This is a genomic window from Granulicella sp. L46, from assembly GCF_009765785.1.
GTDB lineage: Bacteria > Acidobacteriota > Terriglobia > Terriglobales > Acidobacteriaceae > Granulicella.
In genome coordinates this window covers 31,313-54,601 of the sequence record NZ_LMUT01000007.1, presented here as the reverse complement: position 1 = coordinate 54,601, position 23,289 = coordinate 31,313, and the positions used below count along the sequence as shown (strand labels likewise).

General features: G+C 60.8%; 18 protein-coding genes. 8 read left to right on the top strand and 10 right to left on the bottom strand.

Features of this window, described 5'->3' with window-relative positions:
• Positions 1 to 13 precede the first annotated feature (13 nt).
• Both GSQ80_RS05445 and GSQ80_RS05440 read right to left on the bottom strand, forming a co-directional pair.
• Entirely contained in the window at positions 14 to 352 is a 339-nt protein-coding gene (locus tag GSQ80_RS05445; RefSeq protein ID WP_158786648.1) for a P-II family nitrogen regulator, read from the bottom strand.
• A 36-nt stretch (positions 353 to 388) separates the two neighbouring features.
• Positions 389 to 1,774 carry an ammonium transporter gene (locus GSQ80_RS05440; RefSeq protein ID WP_305794642.1) on the bottom strand — a complete coding sequence of 462 codons (1,386 nt, stop codon included), beginning with the start codon at positions 1,772 to 1,774 and terminating at the stop codon, positions 389 to 391.
• A 336-nt stretch (positions 1,775 to 2,110) separates the two neighbouring features.
• Between GSQ80_RS05440 and GSQ80_RS05435 the strand changes: the two genes are divergently transcribed.
• From GSQ80_RS05435 to GSQ80_RS05425, 3 genes are all read left to right on the top strand, one after another.
• On the top strand, positions 2,111 to 2,479 hold the full coding sequence (locus tag GSQ80_RS05435) for a cupin domain-containing protein (protein WP_158786647.1): 369 nt from the start codon (positions 2,111 to 2,113) through the stop codon (positions 2,477 to 2,479).
• 106 nt (positions 2,480 to 2,585) lie between these two features.
• Complete coding sequence (gene gmhA / locus GSQ80_RS05430; RefSeq protein ID WP_158786646.1) at positions 2,586 to 3,197, top strand: D-sedoheptulose 7-phosphate isomerase; 612 nt, start codon at positions 2,586 to 2,588, stop codon at positions 3,195 to 3,197.
• 3 nt (positions 3,198 to 3,200) lie between these two features.
• The gene (locus tag GSQ80_RS05425; protein ID WP_158786645.1) at positions 3,201 to 3,488 is read left to right on the top strand and encodes an ankyrin repeat domain-containing protein; all 288 of its coding nucleotides are present in this window, start codon (positions 3,201 to 3,203) and stop codon (positions 3,486 to 3,488) included.
• Between the two features lie 22 nt (positions 3,489 to 3,510).
• Here GSQ80_RS05425 and glgX read toward each other — a convergent pair whose 3' ends face one another.
• Both glgX and GSQ80_RS05415 read right to left on the bottom strand, forming a co-directional pair.
• A complete protein-coding gene (gene glgX, locus GSQ80_RS05420; RefSeq protein ID WP_158786644.1) occupies positions 3,511 to 5,676 on the bottom strand; it encodes a glycogen debranching protein GlgX in 2,166 nt (721 codons plus the stop codon).
• A gap of 150 nt (positions 5,677 to 5,826) precedes the next feature.
• Positions 5,827 to 8,280: an Ig-like domain repeat protein gene (locus GSQ80_RS05415; protein WP_158786643.1), complete on the bottom strand. Its 2,454-nt coding sequence runs from the start codon at positions 8,278 to 8,280 to the stop codon at positions 5,827 to 5,829.
• 127 nt (positions 8,281 to 8,407) lie between these two features.
• On the opposite strand from GSQ80_RS05415, the gene yihA reads away from it, so the two are divergent.
• Positions 8,408 to 9,022, top strand: coding sequence for a ribosome biogenesis GTP-binding protein YihA/YsxC (yihA, locus tag GSQ80_RS05410; RefSeq protein WP_158786642.1), 615 nt, complete (start codon positions 8,408 to 8,410; stop codon positions 9,020 to 9,022).
• Positions 9,023 to 9,056: 34 nt separating this feature from the next.
• Here yihA and GSQ80_RS05405 read toward each other — a convergent pair whose 3' ends face one another.
• Positions 9,057 to 9,755 (bottom strand): hypothetical protein, encoded by a 699-nt coding sequence (locus GSQ80_RS05405; RefSeq protein ID WP_158786641.1) that lies wholly within the window; start codon positions 9,753 to 9,755, stop codon positions 9,057 to 9,059.
• 78 nt (positions 9,756 to 9,833) lie between these two features.
• Positions 9,834 to 11,174: an inositol-3-phosphate synthase gene (locus tag GSQ80_RS05400; protein ID WP_158786640.1), complete on the bottom strand. Its 1,341-nt coding sequence runs from the start codon at positions 11,172 to 11,174 to the stop codon at positions 9,834 to 9,836.
• A 153-nt stretch (positions 11,175 to 11,327) separates the two neighbouring features.
• Between GSQ80_RS05400 and GSQ80_RS05395 the strand changes: the two genes are divergently transcribed.
• The gene (locus GSQ80_RS05395) at positions 11,328 to 13,943 is read left to right on the top strand and encodes an AMP-binding protein (RefSeq protein ID WP_158786639.1); all 2,616 of its coding nucleotides are present in this window, start codon (positions 11,328 to 11,330) and stop codon (positions 13,941 to 13,943) included.
• Here the strand turns inward: GSQ80_RS05395 and GSQ80_RS05390 are convergent.
• Positions 13,940 to 14,566 (bottom strand): DedA family protein, encoded by a 627-nt coding sequence (locus tag GSQ80_RS05390; RefSeq protein ID WP_158786638.1) that lies wholly within the window; start codon positions 14,564 to 14,566, stop codon positions 13,940 to 13,942. The two genes, GSQ80_RS05395 and GSQ80_RS05390, sit on opposite strands and share 4 nt — an antisense overlap.
• A 71-nt stretch (positions 14,567 to 14,637) precedes the next feature.
• Between GSQ80_RS05390 and GSQ80_RS05385 the strand changes: the two genes are divergently transcribed.
• Together GSQ80_RS05385 and nth are read left to right on the top strand one after the other, a co-directional pair.
• Positions 14,638 to 15,435 (top strand): chlorite dismutase family protein, encoded by a 798-nt coding sequence (locus GSQ80_RS05385; protein WP_158786637.1) that lies wholly within the window; start codon positions 14,638 to 14,640, stop codon positions 15,433 to 15,435.
• A 3-nt stretch (positions 15,436 to 15,438) separates the two neighbouring features.
• On the top strand, positions 15,439 to 16,245 hold the full coding sequence (gene nth, locus GSQ80_RS05380; protein WP_158786636.1) for an endonuclease III: 807 nt from the start codon (positions 15,439 to 15,441) through the stop codon (positions 16,243 to 16,245).
• 345 nt (positions 16,246 to 16,590) lie between these two features.
• Here the strand turns inward: nth and GSQ80_RS05375 are convergent, their stop codons facing one another.
• From GSQ80_RS05375 to GSQ80_RS05365, 3 genes are all read right to left on the bottom strand, one after another.
• Entirely contained in the window at positions 16,591 to 17,541 is a 951-nt protein-coding gene (locus GSQ80_RS05375) for a uroporphyrinogen-III synthase (RefSeq protein WP_158786635.1), read from the bottom strand.
• Positions 17,542 to 17,668: 127 nt separating this feature from the next.
• Positions 17,669 to 18,544 (bottom strand): TIGR03435 family protein, encoded by an 876-nt coding sequence (locus GSQ80_RS05370; RefSeq protein WP_158786634.1) that lies wholly within the window; start codon positions 18,542 to 18,544, stop codon positions 17,669 to 17,671.
• A gap of 87 nt (positions 18,545 to 18,631) precedes the next feature.
• Positions 18,632 to 21,991, bottom strand: coding sequence for a glycoside hydrolase family 38 C-terminal domain-containing protein (locus GSQ80_RS05365; protein WP_158786633.1), 3,360 nt, complete (start codon positions 21,989 to 21,991; stop codon positions 18,632 to 18,634).
• A gap of 278 nt (positions 21,992 to 22,269) precedes the next feature.
• Here GSQ80_RS05365 and GSQ80_RS05360 point away from each other — a divergent pair, with 278 nt between their 5' ends.
• Positions 22,270 to 23,256 carry a hypothetical protein gene (locus tag GSQ80_RS05360; RefSeq protein ID WP_158786632.1) on the top strand — a complete coding sequence of 329 codons (987 nt, stop codon included), beginning with the start codon at positions 22,270 to 22,272 and terminating at the stop codon, positions 23,254 to 23,256.
• Positions 23,257 to 23,289 lie beyond the last annotated feature (33 nt).

Genomic DNA, 23,289 nt, shown 5'->3' with positions numbered 1-23,289 from the left:
GTCGCTGCACCCCTTACAGCGCGATCTCTCCGCGCTCGTCGTTGCGAATCCTTATAGCCTCGTCAATTCTTGAAACAAAAATCTTGCCGTCGCCGATGCGTCCTGTCCGCGCAACGCTGATGATCGCGTCGATGGCCTTATCCTTCAGTTCATCCGACACAACCAGCTCCAGCTTGACCTTTGGAAGCAGGTCGACGGCATACTCGCGACCTCGATAGAACTCCGTATGTCCCTTCTGGCGGCCATGCCCTCGTGCCTCGAAGATCGTGATCCCAGAGATACCGGCCTCTACCAGAGCATCCTTTACCGCATCCAGCTTGGACGGCTGGATGATTGCCTCAATCTTCTGCATCTTTGCCTCTCGTTCCTTCCTGCATCCATCGCGTGCCTACCCGCCTTCCCAGTCATAGCCCTCTTCGCCATGCTGCGACAGGTCGAGTCCCGCGCGTTCGTCATCCTCACTTACACGCAGGCCAATCAGCTTATCAACTACAAATAAAATTATCAGCGTACCCACGATGGAAATCGTCCAGGCGATTAACACTCCCACCAACTGATTGAGTACCTGCCCGTGATTGCCCTCAAAGAAACCGGTCGCCTTCCCTGCTCCAAAGATCGGATTGATCACCGAACTCGCGAAGAAACCGGTCAGGATCGCTCCCAAGGTCCCGCCGGCTCCATGCACGCCAAACGCATCCAGCGAATCGTCATAGCCAAAGATATTCTTCACAACGACGACCATGAAGAAGCAGAAGATGCCGGCGAGCAAGCCGATCCACAGAGCGCTCATCGGCGTCACAAATCCGGAGGCAGGCGTAATCGCTACCAGCCCTGCCACCGCGCCCGAAATCGCTCCGAGCGCTGAAGGTTTCCCATTGCGCAACCACTCTGCTACCGACCAGCCAATCGCAGCCGCGGCCGCCCCAAAGTGGGTGGCCACAAACGCAGAAGTTGCCAAGCCGCTTGCCGCCAGCGCCGACCCCGCATTAAATCCAAACCAGCCTACCCACAGCAGGCAAGCTCCGATAAAGCTCAGCACTACCGAGTGCGGCATGAAGGCCTTCTGCGGAAATCCCAGCCGCTTGCCAAGGTAGATCGCCGTTACCAGCGCGCTTACGCCGGAGGTCACATGCACGACAGTCCCGCCTGCAAAGTCCAGGCACGGAAACCGTCCCGCCAGTCCCCCGGTTCCTACCGCGGTCGCGTTCAGCAGCCCTCCCACGCCCCATACCATGTGCGCCATCGGTGAGTACACCAGGATCGCCCACAGCACCATGAACACCAGCATCGCCGAAAACTTCATTCGCTCGGCAAACGCTCCGGTGATGAGCGCCGGCGTAATGATCGCAAACATCAGCTGGTAGACCATGTAAGTCTGAAGCGGAATCGTAGCGGCATACGCTGGATTGGGGTCGAGCCCCACGCCGCGAAGAAACACGTTGTGCAAGCCGCCAATAAACGCGTTCCCGGTTCCGAACGCCAGCGAGTACGTCACGAACGCCCATAGCACCGTAATCACGGCCATCATCGCGAACGTCTGCATCATGGTTCCGAGAATGTTCTTTTTCCGCACCAGGCCGCCGTAAAACAGCGCCAGCCCAGGCCCACTCATCATCAGCACCAGCGCCGCGCTGGTCAGCATCCAGGCGTTGTCTCCTGCACTCTGCGCCTTGGCGATCGCCGTGGCGTTCTCTCCGGCGGTCTTCTCGAGCGCCGCAATCCTGTCGGCCTGGCTTGACGCGGGCGCCTGCGCCCATGCCATCCCCGCGGCCATGCCCCAACACAGTAAAAGGGCCATCAGCCACCGCGCAGCCATCGTCCGCGCAGCCACACCGCGAGCAGCCGATCCCAGGGACCGCCGCGATCTCCGCGCGCCGACCGCCTCAGGGGAACATTGCTTCATCCAACCCATACGTCCATCACCTTCGTCGGAAATCAGAGCCATTTGGTGTATGTGCCGGCAATCGCGCCCCGCGGCACAGAAATTTGTTTCGATCTGCGAGCATACTAACGCTCGCGGACCTGCAGCTTTTGTTCAGTTCCCCCTACTTTACAACATCCTGTTCCGCCTGCAGATGCCTTTGCTCCAAGGTTGCGATACTCTTTGGACATGTCTGAAGAACTGCTTCACACCCGCTGGTCCGACATCCCCGCAACGCAGCTCAATCCCCTGCTGACGCGCCAGTTCGTTACCGGATCGAAATCCATGTTCGCGCGCATCGAGCTCAAGAAAGGCTGCATCGTTCCGCGCCATCAACATCCCAACGAGCAGATCTCCTACATCACCCAGGGAGCCCTTCGCTTCCTGCTCGGCGACGAAGGAAATGCTGTAGAAAAGATCATCCGTGAGGGTGAAATCCTCATCATTCCCGGCAACGTTCCCCATTCAGCCGAGGCGCTCGAAGACACCGTCGACTTCGACATCTTCGCCCCGCCCCGCAAGGACTGGATCACAGGCGACGACGCGTACTTGCGCTAAAGCCAGGCAATTCATGTATCGTTTTCACGCATCGTAAACTCGGCAACATGAATCCGCGAACGCTCAGGCTCGCAACCCCCATTCGTGCACTCCGGGAGGACGCACCATGATCGACATCGTCAAACGCCAGCTCGCCCAGTCCATCTCCACCATGACACGCGTCCTCCGCGATGAGACCATCCACGACGCCGTCGTCGCCGCCGCTCGCCTTACCGCCGACTCCATGAAGTCCGGCCATAAGCTCCTCGTTTGCGGCAACGGAGGCTCGGCTGCCGACGCTCAGCACCTCGTCGCCGAGTTCGTCGCGCGGCTCACCATCGACCGCCCGGCACTCCGCGCCATTGCCCTCACAACGGACAGCAGCATCATGACCGCGGTTGGAAACGATTACTACTTCGACCACATCTTCGAGCGCCAGGTGGAGGCCCTCGGTCAGCCCGGCGACGTGCTCCTCGCGATCTCCACCTCGGGCAACTCGAAGAACTGCATCAAGGCCCTGAAGTGTGCTCGCACCCTCGGCGTCCACACCATCGCCTACACCGGCAACAACGGCGGCGCGATGAAAGACATCTCCGACATCAACGTGATCGTTCCCTCCGACACCACGATGAACATCCAGGAATCCCACCTGGCCCTTGAGCACATCCTCTGCATGCTCGTCGAGCGCTTCTACTTCGGCGAACACTTCGGTGAAAAGCCCCAACATTTAGCGGAGTAGCTCATGACCTATCGCGGCGCACAAAACCTGATCAAACGCGGCGACGAGGCCGGTCTCCGCGCGGCTTTGGAACAGGGCCTCGATCCCAACTTGGCCAACCAGAATGGCTGGACCCTCCTCATGCTCGCCGCCGTCGAAGGCGACGTGTCCATCGGCCGCCTGCTTATCGAAAAGGGTGCAGGCATTAACGCCCGCAACAACAAAGAAGACAGCGCGCTCAGCCTTGCGACCCATCGCGGCTACACTCTCTTTGTCGATCTCCTCAATCCCAACGGAGCAAGCGCGACGTAATTCGAACTTCGCTTACTTCGATCTAGAGCGTTCTCGTCAGCTTATACCGCACCGGCGACTTCGCGATCTCCTCCGTGCAATCCGAGTAGACCCGTATCGATCGGCCACCCAGGATCACCTTCTCCTCCACGGCGGCGTCGCAGAAGGGGTTTTCAACATTCTCGGTGTCCAGTACCTGCCTCCATGGATTCCCATCCGGCGGCGCAGGCAACACATACTCGACGCCCTCGGCTGCGGCATTCACGAGAATCAGGAAACTGTCGTCCACCACGGGATGGCCTTCGTCGTCCATCACCTGCAGCGTCTGTCCATTGAGCATTAGCCCAATCGAACGATTCCACTCCTCGCTCCAAGCATCGTCCGAGATCTCGTTCCCATCCGTTCCGTACCACGCGATATCGCGCACCACGGAACCACGAATCTCACGATCCTGGAAGAACCTTCGCCGATGCAGGTTGGGGTGATCCTTGCGCAACTTGATCAGCTTCGAGGTGAACTCTAGAAGCCGTTTACGCGGCTCATCGAGGTTCCAGTCAAACCAGGTCAGTTCGTCGTCCTGGCAATAGCAATTGTTGTTGCCGCGTTGCGACCGCGCAAACTCGTCGCCACCCAGCAGCATGGGAACACCCTGGCTAAACATCAGCGTCGCCAGAAAATTCCTCGTCTGCCGCTCTCTCAACTTATTGATCTCTGGGTCGTCGGTCGGCCCTTCCGCACCCATGTTCCAGCTGTCATTATGGTCGGCGCCATCGGTATTGTTGTCGAGGTTCGCCTCATTGTGCTTTTCGTTGAAGCTCACCAGGTCGCACAACGTGAATCCATCGTGCGCCGTGATGAAGTTGATCGACGCCGAGGGTTTTCGCCCATCGCTCTTATACAAATCGCTCGACCCCGTCAGCCGATACGCGAAGTCCGACAGTTGCCCATTGTCGCCCTTCCAGAACCGCCTCACCGTATCCCGATACTTACCGTTCCACTCCGCCCACAGCACTGGGAAGTTGCCCACCTGGTAGCCGCCCTCTCCAATGTCCCACGGTTCGGCAATCAGCTTCACGTCTGCAAGGGTAGGATCCTGGTGGATCGTATCGAAGAAAGCTCCCAGCTTGTTTACGTCGTGCAGCTCACGCGCCAGCGTCGATGCGAGATCGAAGCGGAACCCGTCGACATGCATCTCGGAAACCCAATAGCGCAGACTGTCCATCAACAGCTTCAGCGTCTGCGGGTGATAAACATTCAGCGTGTTGCCCGTTCCCGTGTAATCCACGTAATATCGGCCATCATCAGCCACCGTACGGTAGTACGTTGTGTTATCCACGCCTTTGAACGAAAGCATCTCGCCCTTTTCGTTGCCTTCGCAGGTGTGGTTGTACACCACATCCAGGATGACCTCGAGACCCTCGGCATGCAGCCGCTTCACCATTTGCTTGAATTCGGTGACCTGTTCCCCGTCATCGCCGCTTGAGCTATACCGCGACATCGGCGCGAAATATCCCAGGGTGTTGTACCCCCAATAGTCGCGCAACCCTTTATCCAGCAGGTGCCCTTCATCAATGAAGTGGTGTACCGGCAACAACTCCACCGCGGTGATTCCGAGCTTCTTCAGGTAGTCAATGCTGGCGTCGTGGGCAAGCCCCGCGTAGGTTCCGCGCAGCTTCTCGGGGATGGCTGGATTGCTCATGGAAAACCCGCGAACGTGCATCTCGTAGATAATCGAGTCCGACATCGGCGTCTCAGGCGGACAATCGTCGCCCCAGTCAAAGTGAAAATCCACCACGACGCTCTTGGGCACAAAGTCGGCATCATCGATGTTGCAAATTTTCATGTCATCGCCGGACGCGATGTCATAGGGCATGATCGGTCCCTTGTGGTCGACCTCGCCAGCGATAGCCTTTGCATAGGGGTCGATCAACAACTTGCTCTTGTTAAACCGCAGACCTTTTTCCGGCTCCCACGGACCGTCTACGCGATATCCGTAGCGCTGCCCCGGCTTAATCCCGCGCAGCAATCCATGCCACACAAACGCCGTCGTCTCCTTCAATTCAACGCAGTCGATCTGCTTGCCCGCGTCGTCAAACAGGCAAACATGCACCGCCGAAGCATTTTCGGAGTACAACGCAAAATTCGTGCCAAGGGAAGTAGGCGTGGCGCCGAGAGGGTAAGGCTTTCCAGGAAGCAGCGTGCGTGGCATAGATCTCGTTTCGATTGTTGGAGGTTAACGCCCTTTGGTTTCAAAACTGCGATTCCTGGAGCGTGTCTTCCTAGTAGATGCACAATTGCGTCGCGAACGCTGCTTGTCTCCAAGTGCTCGTTCCGCGGCATGAACAACATACCTGGCTGCCTATTCCACCACCAACGTAACCTGCATCGAGTGACTTACCACCGTTCCCGCAAGGTTAGTGGACGTTCCCGTAACTGTGAGCATGTACGTTTTTCCACCCGCGAGAGGCGTCGAAATGCTCCGCGCACCGCATCCCACCATTGCCAGCATCCCCATCAGCAAGGTGCAGGTCGCCAACCATCCCCGGCTGATCCGCTTGCGTCTTCCCACAATCCACACCGGAAACAGCAGGCCAGCCAACACCACAGTCGACACGCGTCTCCATCCAAGCGTTAGCAGCGCCGCGCTGGTCTGCACACTGATCGTCACGTTCACTGACCCAGTTCCGGGAACAACCTGTGGCGGCGAGAACGAAACCGTCGCTCCAGCCGGCAATCCACTCGCACTAAAGTCCACGATTCCTGTAAACGCTCCCGCCTGCTCCCCCACCACCATCGCATAGTTCGCCACATCGCCTGCGGCAACCGTCTGCGTCGTAGAGCCAGTCGCCACCATCGTGAAATCTGGCATTACCGACACCGTCGTTATCTGCGCCTGCGATGCGCTCGACAGGAAGTTCCCGTCACCGCCATAGCTGGCCACCAGCGAGTGCGTGCCTGTTCCCGGCGACAGATACGTGCCATTCGCCGCACCGTTCGTCAGTGGAGCGCTAGTGATCACCGTCCCGTTATCAAGAAACGTGACGATGCCCGTCGGCACTCCCTGCGTCGTAGAGCCGACACTAGCGCTCAACAACAGTGGCAGGCCCATGTACGAACCTTGCGTGAGCGGCAGCTCTGCCGTCACACTCGCCGCCGGCACAATCTGCAACGCTCCCGATGCCGGGCTCATCACGACCGTGTAATTCGCGCTCGCGGGCCCGCTCAGCGCCGCAACGATCGGATAGTTTCCCACCGGCGACAGTAAGCCCGCCGTCGTCGTAAACGTCACCACAACGCTGGCACCCTGTAGTAACGCACCCGTCAATGTCCCCGTGAGCAACGGTATCGCCTGCCCATACTCCACCATCGCGGGATTCGCCGTCGCCGTGATGACCCCGATGCCGCCGTTCACGCTCACCGCGGCGCTCGTCGACGCCGGATTCACTCCATCTCCCAGGTAGGCTGCGTACAGCGACTGCGTGCCAGCGGGGAGCGTCTGCGGAGCAAACGTCGTCGATCCTCCCGCCAGCGTCGTCTGCGTCACCAACAACCCTGCATCCAGCAGCTCCACCACGCCCTGCACCGTTCCCGCCGGGCCTGCAACCGTGACCGCTGCGTTCGTCTGTCCGTTGCTCGAAGTCGCACTAAGCGCGACCTGGGTCGTTCGTGCCGGCGCCAGCCCTGCCGGCACGTATACATTCCCATTCGCCACGCTCTCGCGCACCAGGTGATTCAGCACGTCTGCATACACTGGCGCACCGAAGCTCGACACGGCCACCCCGCGCGGCGAATTCATCGCCACCGTCCCCGCCACCATTCCATCACTCGAGCCACCCTGCACGCCGCTGCCCGCAATCGTCGTGATCACGCCACTCGCATCTACCATGCGCAGCCTCTGGTTATTCGAATCCGCAAAGATCACAGCACCATTCGACGTCACGAACAGTCCGCGCGGCATCGCCAGCTCCGCTTCAGCCGCGGGGCCACCATCGCCTGCATACCCTGCCGCGCCATTACCCGCGAATGTGGTGATGACACCGTTTGTCGCTATCACCCGGATGCGCTGATTGCGCGAGTCTGCAACAAAGATGCGGCCGTCGCTTCCCACCGCGACACCCTGAGGCGCGTTCAGCTCAGCGCCTGTTGCTGCACCGCCGTCTCCCGCAAATCCCTGCACCCCGTTGCCCACTGCTGTCGTGATTATGCCCGCGCTGATTCGCCTCACCCGCTCATTGCCAGAATCGCAAACCAGCACCGCACCAGTCTCATCGATGGCGAGAGCATTTGGCCAGCGAAACGTTGCGCTCGTCGCCGTTCCGCCATCGCCCCCAAATCCCACGCTCCGATTGCCGGCAAATGTCGTGATTACCCCGCCCCTGACCGCCCGAATCAGTTCATTGCCCGTGTCTGCGATATACAGCGTCCCATCAGGCCCGACCGCGACTCCCTGCGGCGCGTTCAACTCAGCACTTGTTGCCACGCCGCCATCGCCGCCAAATCCCTGCACACCATCGCCCGCCACCACGCTCAGCACACCGGCGAGGGACGATTCGTAGACCACCTGCCGATTGGTATCGGAAAAGTAAAGATTTCCTGCCGCGTCGAAGGCCACACTGCTCGGCAGCAACGGCATCGCAACCGGAAGCGTCATTCCCTGCGCCTTAGCCTGCGCATTAGCCAGAACCAGCAGCAAGCCGATCAGCGCCACGACCATGCCCACCAGCACCGCCTCGCCCGACACTGCCGCAAACGTTGCCAGCAACTCTCTGCCACGGCCCTCGCCCGCGCTTTTTGACATCGACAGACTGCGCATGAATCCTCCTCAGCGATGCGCCACAGTCTTTCGCGCAAATAACGGATTCGGTGTCATCCTACCCCAGTGTTCCGACCTCCTTCTGTGTCTCCGCGCACACGACCTCTACAAGCGATAAGCTCAGACCATGCGCTTCGTTCCAAAGTTCCTGCTCTCCGCCATGAGCCCCGACCACTTCCCCGACGCGTCCCGCACCTTCGACGCCCCGGAAGTCGCCTTCCTAGGCCGCTCCAACGTCGGCAAATCGTCGCTGATCAATACCCTGCTCGGCTCAAAGGAGGCGAAGGTTTCCTCGACTCCCGGTCGCACCCGCGCTATCAACTTCTTCGCGCTCCATGACGGTACCGAAGCCAAGTTCAACGCCCGGCCGGCGCTCATCTTCGCCGACCTTCCCGGCTACGGTTATGCCAAGATCTCCAAGTCCATCTCCGCCGAGTGGCCCAAGTTCATCGAGCCCTACCTCGCCGAACGCGAACAACTCGCCCTCTGCATCTGCCTGGTCGACACCAACATTCCTCCGCAGGAGAGCGATACCCTGCTCATCAACGCTCTGCACGCTATGCAGCGCCCGCACCTGGTAGTCGGCACCAAGTCCGACCGCCTTGGCGGCAACCAGCTTACCAAGTCGCTGGCCGCTCTCAAGAAGGCGCACGGCGTCGACCGCGTTCTGCCTGTCTCGTCCAAATCCGTCGGAGGAGTCAAGACCCTCTGGCCAGAGATCCTTAACGTCATTCAGAATTAGCGATTCAACGCAGAGCCATGACAACTGACCCCGTCTAAATTGCAGCCGAGTTCTCCACCGTTCTGCGCTCAGCCTCCGTCAACCACACCACTCGGGTGCCACCGGCCACTATCCTTTGATAGTGCCCGATTCGCTGCAACCACGTGCGCCGCTTCGCATCTGTCTCCGGCAACAGCGCCAGCAGCCGGGCATCCAACTTCCGCATCTCCGCCGTCGTCGCACACTCAAGCACCACCTCGTACCATCCTCGCTCCATGAGCCAAGCCTCAAGGCGCGCGCTCGAAACCAACACCGCACCTTCCCTCGCCAGCCACAAATTCTCGGCGCCAAGTTGCCCCTCATTGTCGGCTGCCTCTCCCACCGAAACCTGCAAATCCGGCAGCACGCCTCGCTCGCGCATCTCCGTTAGTGCTGGCTCCACCTCCCCCTCCAGCGCCACACTCAGCGGCCGATGCTTGCGGATCTCATTCTTCAGAACCCTCAGCGCCTCATCCAGCGTATTCACCACGAAGTCGACGCCGCCCTGCCGGAACACCGACTTCACCGCTGCCGTATCGGGATCCAGCAGCAACGACGTCCCGCCAGCAATGCTCACCGCCGCCGGCAACCCCGTTCCGGATGCTCTCGCTCCGCACGCGAAGACCAGTTGCCCAGCCCAGCTCTCGCGCCGCGCTGCCAGCTCACCGTATAGCCGCAGGGTCTGTCGTTGAAGATCAACTCCGCTCAAGTCCACGCGTCGCACCCTTCCCCTGCAAACAGAGAAGCCCTGCAACAACCTCCGTTGCAGGGCTTCTCGGCCGTTCCAAACTGCTTACTCGCCGTAGTACTCCAGCCCAAGATGCGTGATCAAATCCTCACCCATAATGTGCCGCAGCGTGTTCTTCAACTTCATCTGCTGAATGAATAGATCATGCTCCGGATACACACCAGGCGCGCTGTCCGGATCCTTGAAGTAGAAGCTCAGCCACTCCTGGATGCCCAGCCCGCGCAGTGCCGGCGTACGTGCTGCGAGGTCCATGAACAGGCAAAGATCCAGCGCCAGCGGAGCCGCCAGGATTGAGTCGCGGCAGAGAAAATCGACCTTGATCTGCATCGGATAGCCGAGCCAGCCGAAGATGTCGATGTTGTCCCAACCCTCTTTGTTGTCGCCGCGCGGCGGATAATATTCAATCCGAATCTTGTGGAACGCGTCGCCGTAGAGATCTGGGTTCTTGTCCGGCTGGAAGATGTGCTCCAGCACGCCCAACTTCGACACTTCCTTCGTCTTGAAGTTGTCGGGATCGTCCAGTACCTCGCCGTCCCGGTTGCCCAGGATGTTGGTGGAGAACCATCCGCTGACGCCAAGCTGACGTGCCTTGAAGCCCGGTGCCAACACGGTCTTGATGAACGTCTGGCCGGTCTTGAAGTCCTTGCCGCAGATCGGTGTGTTCATCTTCTTCGACAGCTCCTGCAACGCAGGAATGTCGACCGTGAGATTCGGCGCACCGTTGGCAAACGGAATTCCTTCCTTCAACGCAGCCCACGCATACAGCATGGACGGCGAGATGTTGGGATCGTCGTCAACAAGACCTTTTTCAAAGGCCTCGAGGGTTTGGTGAACGGCTGACGGCTGGATGTAGATCTCGGTCGATCCGCACCAGATCATCACCTGGCGATCGGTCTTGGTCTTGAACTCGGCAATGTCATTGCGGATCTGGCTAGCGAGGTCGCACTTGTTCTTGCCGACCTTCTGATGTTGTGGCGTAAGCCGCTTGACCCAGCGTTGGTCGAAGGCCGCGGGCATCGGCTCGATGCCCTGCAGGAAGTCCTTCATGCTCTCGATCTGATCGCGATCGAGCACGCCGGCTGTCTTCGCCGCGTCATACAGGTTGCCGCCGAAGATATCCCAGCCCGTAAACACAAGGTCATCGAGCTGCGCAATCGGCGCCCAATCCTTGATCAGCGGTGTGTTATCGTCGGTCCGCTTGCCAAGTCGGATCGTTCCCATCTGCGACATTGACCCAAATGGCTTGGCAAATCCTCTGCGAACTGCCTCTACTCCGGCGATAAGCGTCGTCGCGACCGCTCCCATGCCGGGAATCATAATTCCAAGTTTTCCTGTTGCTGGTTTGATGCTCGCTGCATCCGGAGACGCGGCGTTGGGTGTCGACATTGCGATACGTGCCCTTCCTATCGTGCAAATTTCTAGATTTCCGTAAGAGTCATGCGGACACTCCAGTATCGCTCTTCAGCAAACCGTGTTGCAAATGACCTGCGAAACTCTGCGAATCTGCTCTAATCATCTCACTTGGAGGAGAGCTCTTTCGTGCGTCCGCATCTGGCCAGCCTGGTCGACGATTTCCGCCGCAACGGCCCGCAGATTGCCATCGTGCGCTATCGCGGCGTGCGGCGTTACACCATGACGTACGGCGACTTAGCTGCGCTGGCCGGCAGATTTGCCGCCGACCTCGAGCGCCGCGGCATCACTCCTGGCGACCGAGTCGTTCTGTGGGGCGAGAACTCCGCGGAATGGGTTGCTGCCTTCTTCGGCTGTCTGCTGCGCGGGGTGCTGGCGGTTCCGCTCGATGCCGCAGGCTCGCCCGACTTTGCGGCCCGTGTCATCGCGGACGTCTCGCCCAAACTCATCCTCGCCGACACGCCGCGTCTTTCCGCGCTGCCCGCCAACGTCCCGCAGCTCTTGCTCGACGACCTCGCCCACTCGCTCCCCACTGAGCCGCTCTTCACAGTCAATCCAGCTGTCACGCTCGATGCACCCTTCCAGATCATCTTCACCTCCGGCACCACGGCCGCTCCGAAAGGCATCGTCCACACCAACCGCAACGTGCTCGCCAGCCTCGACCCCATCGAGCGCGAGATGCAAAAGTATCTGCGCTACGAGCGGCTGGTTCATCCCCTGCGCTTTCTGCACAGCCTTCCGCTCAGCCACGTCTTCGGCCAGTTCATGGGTCTGTGGACGCCCGCACTGCTCGCCGCCGAGGTTCACTTCGAGACCAACCTCGAGCCAGCCCGCATGCTCGACCGCATCCGCCTCGAGCGCATCTCGGTCCTCATCGCAGTCCCGCGCTCCCTCGAGCTGCTGCGCTCCCACCTCCAACTCCTCTTCCCCGAACTTGGCGCGCAGCTCGCTGCCTCCGAAGGCTGGCCGATCTACAAACGCTTCGTCCGCTTCCGACACGTTCACCGCCTGACCGGCTGGAAGTTCTGGGCACTGATTTCCGGCGGCGCGACGCTCCCGCCGGATCTTGAACTCTTCTGGGGACGCCTCGGCTACGCGGTCATCCAGGGCTACGGCATGACGGAGACTGCCGCGCTCGTGACCCTCAATCATCCGTTCCACGTCGGCCGCGGAACGCTCGGCAAGCCGCTGCCTGGCCGCGAAGTTCGCATCAGCCCCGAGGGCGAGATCATGGTGCGCGGCGACGTGGTCTCCGGCTCTACGTGGGCCGACGGCGCAATCCAGCCTCGCGCGACCGAGTGGCTCGCCACCGGCGATCTCGCCACCCAGGACGACTCGGGCGAGCTGCGCTTCTCCGGCCGGCGCGGCGACGTCATCGTTACCGCCGCTGGTCTCAACATCTATCCCGTCGACCTCGAAGCCGCGCTCCTGAAGCAGCCGGGCGTTCGTGCCGCAGCCGTCGTCGCGAGCGAAGGCGCGAATGGCCCTGAGCCGGTCGCGGTCTTCATTGCCGATGCCGACGAGTCACAGCTCAGGCAGATCCTCGCGCAGGCCAACGGCTCGCTCGCCGACTTCCAACAGATTCGCCGCGTGCTGCGCTGGCCCGAGCCCAGCTTCCCTTTCACCTCCACGGGCAAGCTCCTTCGCCGCGTCGTCGCCGACTGGGCCGCCGATCAGCTTGCCGCAACCGCCGCGCATCCCTCCGCTGGCCGCGGTGATGTGCTCGTGCAGATGATCGCCACCGTGACTGGAGAAGCTCCAGCGAACGTCACCGACTCAACGCGCCTGGCCGAAGACCTGCACCTCGATAGCCTGGGCCGCGTGCAACTGCAATCTTTTCTCGAACAACGCTTCGGCCTCGAGCTGGCCGACGAGCAGATCGCACAGGTAAAGACACTCGCCGAGCTCCGCGCTCTGACCGGTGCATCCGCACCCAGCAGAGCGTCCAGCCCAACCGAAGGCCATGGACCGCAAGCCGCACCGACCGAAGCCCACCCCGTCACTGCGGCGCGTTTTGCTCCAGCTGTTCCTGCAGCGGGAGCAACGGACCCAGCGCACCGCTATCCGCGTTGGCCCTGGCTCACGCCGATCAACGCCCTCCGAGTCACAGTTCAGGAGCTTGCCATCCGGCCGCTGGTCTGGCTGCTTGCCGCGCCGCGGGTTGAGCGCCGCCTCTCATCCCGCACGCGACCGCCGCTGCTCATCATCGCCAACCACGTCACGGCTTACGATGTCCCGCTAATCCTCTATGGCCTGCCGTCGGACCTGCGCCACCGGGTCGCCATTGCGATGTCCGGAGAGATGCTGCTGGACTTCCGCCGTGGCCGCGGTGCGTCTAGCCCTGTGCTCAACCCACTGCTGCCCATTGCCTATTGGCTGATCACGGTCTTCATGAACGTGTTCCCGTTGCCGCGCCTGGGCGGCTTCCGGCGCAGCTTCGAACACGCGGGACGTGCGCTGGATCGCGGCTATTCCGTGATCATCTTCCCTGAAGGCCACCGCTCCGCCGACGGCACGCTGCAGCCGTTTCGCTCTGGGATCGGTTTACTCGCGCAGCAAGCGAACGCAGACGTTCTGCCGGTGGCGCTCGTTGGCCTCGACCAGATCGTCCAAGCGAATAAGCGTTGGTTTCATTCCGGCCGTATTACTGTCCGCGTCGGCGAGCCCATCCCGTACGATCCGCACAGCACGCCAGACCAGACCACCCAGAGGCTGCAGGCAGCGATGGCCAAACTGCTCGCCTAGTCGATGGCTAGTTTCGCGCGATTCTTCCAGTGGGTCCAGATGAAGTACGCCGCGCCAATCACCAGCACCGCCTCGACGCCATGATGGAAACGATCGAAGAACGCCTTGAACCGGGGATCGCTATTCCATTGCGCGCCGAGCCGCATGCCAATGTATGCAAGCGCGTAGCACCACGGAAACGACCCGATGAAGGTGTAGATGTGGAAGCGCGCCTGGTTCATCCGCGCGACGCCCGCCGGAAACGCGATGAACGTCCGGACGATCGGCAGCATGCGACCCACCAACACCGTGATCGACCCATACTTGTCAAAGAAGTTGTGGGCCATATCCAGGTCGTGCTTGCTCAGCAATAGGTAACGGCCGTAGCGCTCGACCATGGGCCGGCCACCCTTTGCGCCTACCCAGTAGGCCGGAATGGAGCCGAGGTTCGATGCGAGTGAGGCCACAACTGCCAACAGGATAAGCTGCAGTTGCGTGTGCGCCAGCGCATAGCCCGCGAGGGGCATGATGACCTCGGACGGGATAGGAATGCAGGCCGATTGGATGGCCATGAGCAACGCAACCATGGCGTAACCGCCGCTGGCGATGAGGGCAACAATCAGTGCGATCAACTTTGCAGACATGAGGCTCCAGTATACCGGCTGCGATCTGTTTCGCTCATTAGCCTGGTTGCCGCGTTTGTTAGCATAGATGCATGTCTGAAGCCGTTACCGCACCCGTCGCCGCCGCACCCGAGTCAGCAGTTCCCGCACGTCCTCAGCCCAGCGGCTATGGAGCGCCTGCCGCTCACGGTGCGACTCCGGTAAAGCGACAGGTTGTGTGCTTCAGCTTCTACAAGGTGATGCCCGAGTGGCGGCGTTTGCCGGCAGAGGAGAAGGCTGCTCACAAGCTGGCCTTCGCAGAGGTGTTGACGAAATGGAATAAGCCGGGCGAGTTTCTCTCCCTGACCTACTCGACGATTGGCACGCGCGGCGATGTGGACATGTGCGTTTGGTCGATTGGCTACGCTGTCGATGAATTGAACAAGATGCGTTCGGAGCTGATGGCTACGCCGCTGGGCGGATACCTCAGCACGCCGCACAGCTTCCTGGCCATGACCAAGCGCTCGCAGTACTCAATCGACCGCGAGGACGAGAGCGAGGGCGAAGGGCGCGGGGCGATTCGTCCTGGCGGGCAGAAGTACATCTTCATCTACCCGTTCTGGAAGACGCGGCCTTGGTACCTGCTCTCGGCCACCGAACGCAAGCGCCTGATGGACGAGCACATTCGCATCGGGCTGATGTATCCGCGAGTCAAGCTAAACACGACCTACTCGTTCGGGCTGGATGATCAGGAGTTCGTGGTCGCCTTCGAGACCAACTTCCCTGAGGACTTCCTCGACCTCGTGCAGCAGCTGCGCGAGACCGAGATCAGCGTCTACACCCTCAAGGACTATCCCATCTTCAGCTGCGTGCGTCTCAAGCCGATGGAGATGCTGGACCGCCTCGGGTAATCAATGGCGACGACCAAGGCAGCAAAGAAGCTGACTCCGCCACAGAAGCTGAAGCCTGCGGCTCGGAAAGCTGCGGTTGAGGGCATTCCAGCCGCGAAGGCGAGGGCGATTGCGGCCAAAGAGCCTGTCTCCGCCAAAGTGAAGCGTGGCAAGACCGCCAAGCCGCTCGCACCAGAACGCATCCGGGCCATTCTCGACGCGCTGCAGAAGACCTACCCGAACGTCGTGTGCGCGCTTACTCACCACAATGCTTTCGAGCTGACGATCGCGACAATCCTGTCCGCACAGACGACGGATGTTGGAGTGAACAAGGCTACTCCTGAGCTTTTTCGGATGTATCCGACGCCGAACAAGCTCGCCGACGCGCCGTTGCCGGAGCTCGAGCGGATTATCAAATCGACTGGGTTTTATCGGGCGAAGGCGAAGAATATTAAAGGTGCGGCGAAGGTGTTGGTGGAGAAGTTTGGGGGGAAAGTTCCAGAGACAATTGAGGAGCTGACCGAGCTTCCGGGTGTTGCTCGGAAGACCGCGAACGTCGTGCTGGGAAGCTGGTTTGGGATTGCTTCGGGTGTCGTCGTCGACACGCATGTTGGTCGACTGTCGCGGCGGTTGGAGCTTACGAAGCAGGATGATCCGGTGAAGGTCGAGCAGGATCTGGAGAAGGTCATTCCGCAGGATCACTGGATCCAGTTTTCGCACGAACTGATCCATCATGGACGGCAAGTTTGTATTGCGCGGAAGCCGCGATGTGTGGATTGCTCGCTGGAAAAACTATGCAACTCTGTGGATAAAACGTGGAGTTCGCACTAGGAAGGGGTACCCCCCTCCCCTCCAAGTATGACTTGAGGTTCAAGTCTCTCATCCTATTGCCCTTAGAGGCCAAAGTATCCCCCTATAGGGCCGGAGACTTGCTTGTAAGTATTGCAATCGCTTGGCTTAGGTCCAAAAAGTACCCCTCCGGCACCGGATAATTCGACAGGGCAGGCGCGTCGCGGGCTGTGGATTTTTGGTGGGCCTGTGGGGAACTCGGAAAGCTCAAGCGAGCCGGTTTGGCTCTACTTTTCGGCTGGTGGGGGGCTTGTTTCAATTATAGGCGTTCCGATGGGGTCACTATGCCAAGTTCCGGCAAGTTTCTTCTCGTTTGCAATGAGCTAGTTACGAAGATTTGGTCAAGGTGAGGGCCTTGACAACTTCGGCGACTAACGAAGGGAGGCTGGGCTCGGCGGCCTCGGCGTGGGGTGGGAGATTGAGGTCACAGAGGGTTTGGGAGGTGATGGGGCCGATGGAGATGCGAAGGATCTCCTGTGGAAGACTTAGGTTAGAAACCTCAAGTAATCCTATAAAGTTGGTCGCTGTTGAGCTGCTGGTGAACGTGATAGCGGCTGGCCAGTTCTCGCGCGTGGAGAAGAGTTGGCGGATGGCGGCGATGGACTCTGTGGGGACGATGGTGCGGTAGGCGGGAGCGATGGTGACGTCGGCTCCTGGGGCGCGGAGGGTATCGGGGAGAAGCTCGCGGGCGGTTTCGGCGCGAAGGAGGAGGAAGCGGGTCGGGGTTCCGTCGGGCTGGAGGGCGTGGGGCAGGAGGGCTTCGGCGAGGGACTCGGCCACGGCTTGCGGGGGGAGGAGCTCGGCGTGGAGGCCTGCGGCTTCGAGGGCGCGGGCCGTGGCCGCGCCGATAGCTGCGATGCGGAGGTTGGCCGGGAGGGTTAGGGGCGGAAAGGGACATGGGGTTGAGGTCGGATTGGCGGCGTCGGGGTCCTTCGGCTGCGGGCTCTGCCCTTCGCTCAGGATGACAGAGATTTTTGCCGGGGCTTGATTCTCGCTCGGGACTACCCAGGTCTCAGAAGCGAGACCTGGGGCACCCGGTTCTGCGGCGGGATGGGTGAGGCGGCGGTGGAAGGCTTCTACGGCGTTGGCGCTGGTGAAGAGGAGCCAGTGGAAGTGGTCGAGGTGGGCGAGGGCGGCGTCGAGGGGGGCGAAGGTGGTGGGGTCGGCCAGCTCGATGGTGGGGATGAGGATGGGGTCGGCACCGTGGGCGCGGAGCTGGTCGGCGAGCGCGGAGGCCTGGTGGGGGGAGCGGGTGATCAGGACGCGGGGGGCAGGCATGGTGGTTCTCTGCCCTTCATCTTCTCATCTGAAGGTGAGGGGTGTGGCGATGCGGGAGCGAGCATGAGTGCGGCATGTGGCGAACAGCAGATTCCCGGAGGGAATGGCAGAAAGAAAAGCAAGGGGGTCAATTTTCTGATGGCAATTCTACGTGGTCGACGACCAGAGTTTGGACTGGGCCCTTTGAGGGTTGGAGCTTGAGACCGAGTTGCTCTTCGACCGCGGTGAAGATGGACGAGGCCGAATTCTGCGAGTCGGCCTGGCCGTTGTCCGCGTCGGCCTGGCCTTCGCGCTCGGGTGTCCATTTGAGCTCGAAGTTGTAGGTACCCGTCAGGCCGGTTTTATCGATGACGGTGCGACCCGCCGCCCCGGTGAGGCTATAGGTTAGCGTGGATACCGGCGTGTCCCCCGCGATTAGCTCCCCGTCGCTCATCATCATGCCGCCATTCGTGAGATTTCTTTTGGCGATCGTGGCGGCAATCTCCTTACTCGATTCACTACTTCCTGTGAACTTCGGGCCACCCTTGGCAATGACGAGGTCGTAGACGGGAAGGGTCCTGGTTTCGAGATGCGCCTGGAAATGAAACCGATCCTTGAGGATAGCGAGGAGCATTCCCCTGCGTTGGTCAACCGTGAGCTTCTCGATTTGCTTCGGGTCAGGGTCGACCATCTTTGCGTCGACATCAAAGTGGTCGGAGCGCGCCCACCCTGGCAGACCGAAGATGAGATTCTCCGAGGTCAGGTTATAAGCGCTGAAGACAAGATTCTCGACCGTAATATTTTTGGCCTGGAAGATTGCTGTCACGTCGGTGAGACTCATGCCGCCGCTACCAGATTTGTTGGGCTTGACGGAGACGACGTCATAGGCGGGCGCGGCCACTTGCGACGCGGAAACGGGCGCCTGGCCCCGGCTGCGTGCAGCCACGGCAACCAGCAATGCAACGGCAAGCAGCGAGAGATTCTTATAGACGGTGCTTCGGCTAACTCTGCTGACAGATGGCATCGACTACTCCGTGGCGGATGGATTGCTTGCGATCGAAAGACTCTTCCCTTTTGGTTTGGTGATCGTGTCGTGATGCAGGCAGCGTCACTATTTCATTGCGACGGCTGTCTTCTCCGGGTAGGTGACTTGCAGGGTCAGGATCTCGTAGGGCTTGATGGAGACAGTTACCGTGTCGTCGGCTAGGGGTAGGTGCTCGGCGTTGGGGATTGGGTCTTCCATCAGGTTGGTTTCTATAGCGTACCGGGCGCCGGCGGGGATGTGGAGTTTGACCTCCGTCGGCTTCCCAGCCCACTCGTACATGCGGAAAATTAGGGCGTTGCCGTCTTCGGCTTTCTTGACCGCGCTGAGGGTTACATTGGGCGCGTCGAGGGAGACGAAGGAGTGGGTGGCGGGCATCTCGCCGGTGTGGGCGAAGACTTGTTCGGCGATCAGGGGGGTGTTGAGTTCGTAGCCGCGGCGGACGGTGAGCGCGTCTTTCCAGGAGCCGGCGTGCGGGTAGAGTTCATAGACGAAGTGCTGGGTGCCGCGGTCGGCGTCGGCGTCAGGCCAGGTGGGCGAGCGGAGTAGAGTGAGGCGGAAGACGTTGCCTGCAGCGTCGTAACCGTACTTCGAGTCGTTGAGGAGGGAGAAGCCCTGGTGCTGGTCGCCGAGGTCGGCCCAGCGGAGGGCCGGGACTTCAAACTGCGCCTTCTCCCACGAGTTGTTGCGCGTCGTGGTGCGCTCGATGTTGCCGAAGGGGATCTCGTAGGTGGCCTTGGGGCCGGAGGCGGCTAGGGGGAAGGCGGCCTTGAGGAGGACGTGGGTCTCGTGCCATTCGACCGTGGTCGACACGCGAACGACGTCGCTGCCGGCGTCGAGCGAGATGTCCTGGATGAAGTGCGACTTGCTCCAGGTGCGGGTGATGCGGATGGTCTTGCGGAGGGGGCCGTTGTCGGTGATGGCGATGGAGTCGACGTGGTCGATGGGAGTCATGGGACGGTCGAGCGTTCCGGGATCGATGTTCCAGGCGTCGTATTGCTTGGGGGTGTCGACGTAGGTCTGGAGTTGGTTGCCACAGGCTTGCGGGGCGAGGTATTCAGCTTTGTCGGAGAGGATGCTGGTGATGCAGCCGTTCTCTTTGCCGATGACGAGCTTAATCCGCGCGTTCGCAAGGGTGAAGGAAGAGGCGTCCGATTCCAGGCTCAAGTCAGTGTTCGGCTTCGCAGATTGTTTGCTGCTGTCCGCATGCAGAACGGTGTAGCCCAGTGCGGGGATGTTGGCGACGTTGGCGAGGACTTCGAAGTCATCGGTTCCGGCGATGTGATTGGTGACCTGCGCGGGGACGAGGTCGCCTTTGGCGTCGGTGAGCGTGATGACGTTGGAGGCTTCGGGGAGCTCGACGTGCAGCGTGACGAGTTCGCTGCGCGGCCAGGCCATGGTGTTGTAGACGATGACGGGGACGCCGGTTTTTGAGCTGGTGTCGACGCTTGAGTTGAGGGTGTGGAGGGCGGCTTCGTTGATGTTGTGGTCGGCGTCGAAGACCTGGGTGAAGTCGTCCTGAGCGTCGCGGTAGATGACGGCGATGCCGGAGCCGGCGGCTAGATCGTGGAACTCGTTAAAGGTGATCTTCTGCCAGTTGGTGTTGAGCAGATGGTCGGGATAGGCGTCGCCATCGAGCCAGGCGAAGGAGGCCAGCTTCTCGGCGTCGAGCGTGGCGGTTTCGCTGGTGCGAATGTTGCGCTTGTGGTTGGCTTGCGTGGTGTAGACGCCGCGGTGGTACTCGAAGTAGAGCTCGTCTTTCCATGTGGGGATGCCGACTTCTCCATTCGGACCAGCCGGGGGCGCGGTGTAGCCCTTGGCGATGGAGTCGTAGTCCCAGGTGGGCGAGTTGGGGTTGAGGTGCGTCTGCACGTCGTCGAAATAATGCTGCACCGTGCTGTAGCGCATGGCGGGAACGGCGGTGTCGGGCTTGGCGCCTTCGGCGATCCAGTGGTCGCCTTGGTCGAGCATGTCGCGGGTGGGGCCGCCGCCGTGATCGCCTATGCCGTAGAGGTCGAGGTGCTCGATGGTGCCGGGGTTGCGGGCGACGGACTCGGCGTAGTCAGCCGCGATGCGGGTGGGGTTGAGGTCCATGTGGACGTAGTCGGTTGGGAAGTAGGTGAGAACTTTGGAGCCGTCGGGCGACTCCCACCAGAAGAGGCGGAAGGGGAGCTGGTTCGTGTCGTTCCAATGCATCTTCTGGGTGACGAAGTAGTCGAGGCCGGAGCGCTTGTAGATCTGCGGAAGCTGCCAGTTGTAACCGAAGCTGTCGGGGTTCCAGCCGATGCGGGCGGTGACGCCGTACTCCTTTTTGAAGAAGCGCTGGCCGACGAGGAGTTGACGGACTTGCGACTCGCCGGAGGGGAGATTGAGGTCGGGCTCAACCCACATACCGCCGACGACTTCCCAGCGGCCTTCCTTGATGCGCTGCTTGATCTGGTCGTTGAGGTCGGGATACTTGTCGGCCATCCAGGCGTAATACTGCGCGGCGGATTGGGTGAAGACGTAGTTGGGATACTCGTTCATCAGTTGCAGGGCGGTGGTGAAGGTGCGGCGGACAGCGTCGACGGTTTCGGTGCGGGGCCAGAGCCAGGCGGCGTCGATGTGCGCGTTGCCGTCGAGGTCCATGGTGGCCTGCTGGAGGATGGGGTGGAGCGGCGCAAGAAGTTGCTGGGATTTGCGCAGGGAGGCGTCGAAAGCTGCTTGGTTGGCGGAGGCGAGCGCCTTGAGGTCGATCGCAGCGATGGCGGCTTCGACGGTGGGGAGGAGGTCGGTGCGTGGCTTGGGCAGCGCGGGAAGGATGTTCGCGGCGGCGATGCACTGGATGCGGATGTCCTGGGGGTTGGGGCGGGCGCTGGAGATGGGGTCGTCGGGGTTGGGATCGACGCGGAGGCTGATGCCCTCAAAGGTTTTGACGTCGACAGTGTGGAGGAGCTTGACGGCTACGAGGATCTTGTCGCCGGGCTTGGCGGGGGCGAAGAGCACGATGGGCTCGAGGTCATCACCGAGGGCGACGCGCCGGCCGTTGAAGTAGATGATCTCGGGCATGGGGCCGTTGGCGTCGGCCTGAAACTGGAACCAGATGCGGGAGCCGGTGATGTCGTAGCCGTTGAGGGTCTTAGGGACTTCGATGGTGCGGCGGTACCAGACGGCGTCCTTGGGGGCGGTCGAGTGCGGCGCTACGAGTTGCCAGGAAGAGTCGTCGAGTGCGGGCGATTCGCCGTGCGGAACGTCGCCTACGTGGAGGCGCCACTCGCCGGCAGGAAGCTCGGTGAGGGTCTCGAGAGTGTGCAGCGTGGTGAGCGCAGAGGGCGAGAGATTCTTCAACTCGCGCTTGGGCGTGAAGGACTGCGCAGTGAGGGTCGTGGGAAGAAGAATCGAGGAACTGACAGCCAGGCCGAGGACGAAAGAAAAGACACGAACACGCATGCAGGAAGGGTAACAAACTGAGCGGGTGACAATAGAAGCGGCGGAAACCCGGTGGTGGTCGGTTGAACGGAGTTTCCGCAAACACCGTTTTCCGGGAGTCCGCGGGAAGGACACGAGAGCGCTATCTTTCCTGTTTCAGCTACGCGTAAAGCTTCCAGGACTTTGCGGACTGCTCTCGCTCTCCGGGCTCAACTTCTGTCATACTTGCCCCCATGGGTCTGCGCCGATCCACTCCGCCTCGAGCATCCTCTGCGGGCGTACACCGTCCATCTTGCCTCTTGTTCCTTGCTTTTCTGACGATTATTACCTGCAAAGCTCGCGCACAATCGCCGCCCGACGCGCCCCCCGCTTACACCCTCCACGTCTACACTGACCTGATTGAGCTTCCAACCCTCGTTCTTGGTCGAAACGATCACCCCGTTCGATCCCTGAACCCAAAGAACATCAACATCCGGCTCGACGGAGGTTCACCCTTCCACCCCAGCGGCATTCGCCTGGAAGGCGACGACCCCATCCTTCTCGCCATTCTCATTGATACGCAAGGGAAACAATCTCCTTTGCTCACCGCGTTTCAAAACGGCTTCCCGGCGTGGATCACCAGTTCGTTTCGGCCTCAAGACCGGGTTTCGTTGTACGCGATGAACTGTGCGCTCTTTCGAACTGCATACGATCAGCCCCCGAACGCAGCGCTTCTCGAGACCGCCCTCAACTCCGTCATTGGATCCGCGCAATCCGATGGCAAGAAAGGTGACGTCGCATGTCAGGATCAATCGGGTCTTCGCGACTACCTCGACTTGATCATCGAGCGCAGCTATCCAATGCCCGGTCGCCGCGTCGTGCTCATCCTCAGCGACGGGATGGACGACAAAGGCCTTCTCGTATGGACGGATTTAATTTCGGATGCCGCCTTGTACTCGGTGACGACCTTCGGCATCAACGTTCCTGACGCGCAGCTCTTTCCTTGGGGCGGCTCCTTCAACGACCTCTCCCAGCGGTCCGGCGGCCTCAACATGACCACCACGCCCGAACGCGTCTCCCACACGCTCGCGCAGTTCATCGACTTCCTTCGTCAGCGTTACATCCTTCAGTTTCCGATGCCCGCCCCAATAAACAACAATGTTCATGAGGCGCTGGTCACTATCGATAGGTCCACCAAGCTGATCCGCCCTTCCCAAATTACCGTCCCAATCACGCACCCCTCGACGCAGGCAGGCCCCGTCAACGTCCCCGTTGAGGATCGGCCAGCGAATCCCAACCAACCGTAGCGTGCTTGGATATTTGAAACGCGCTTCAGTTCA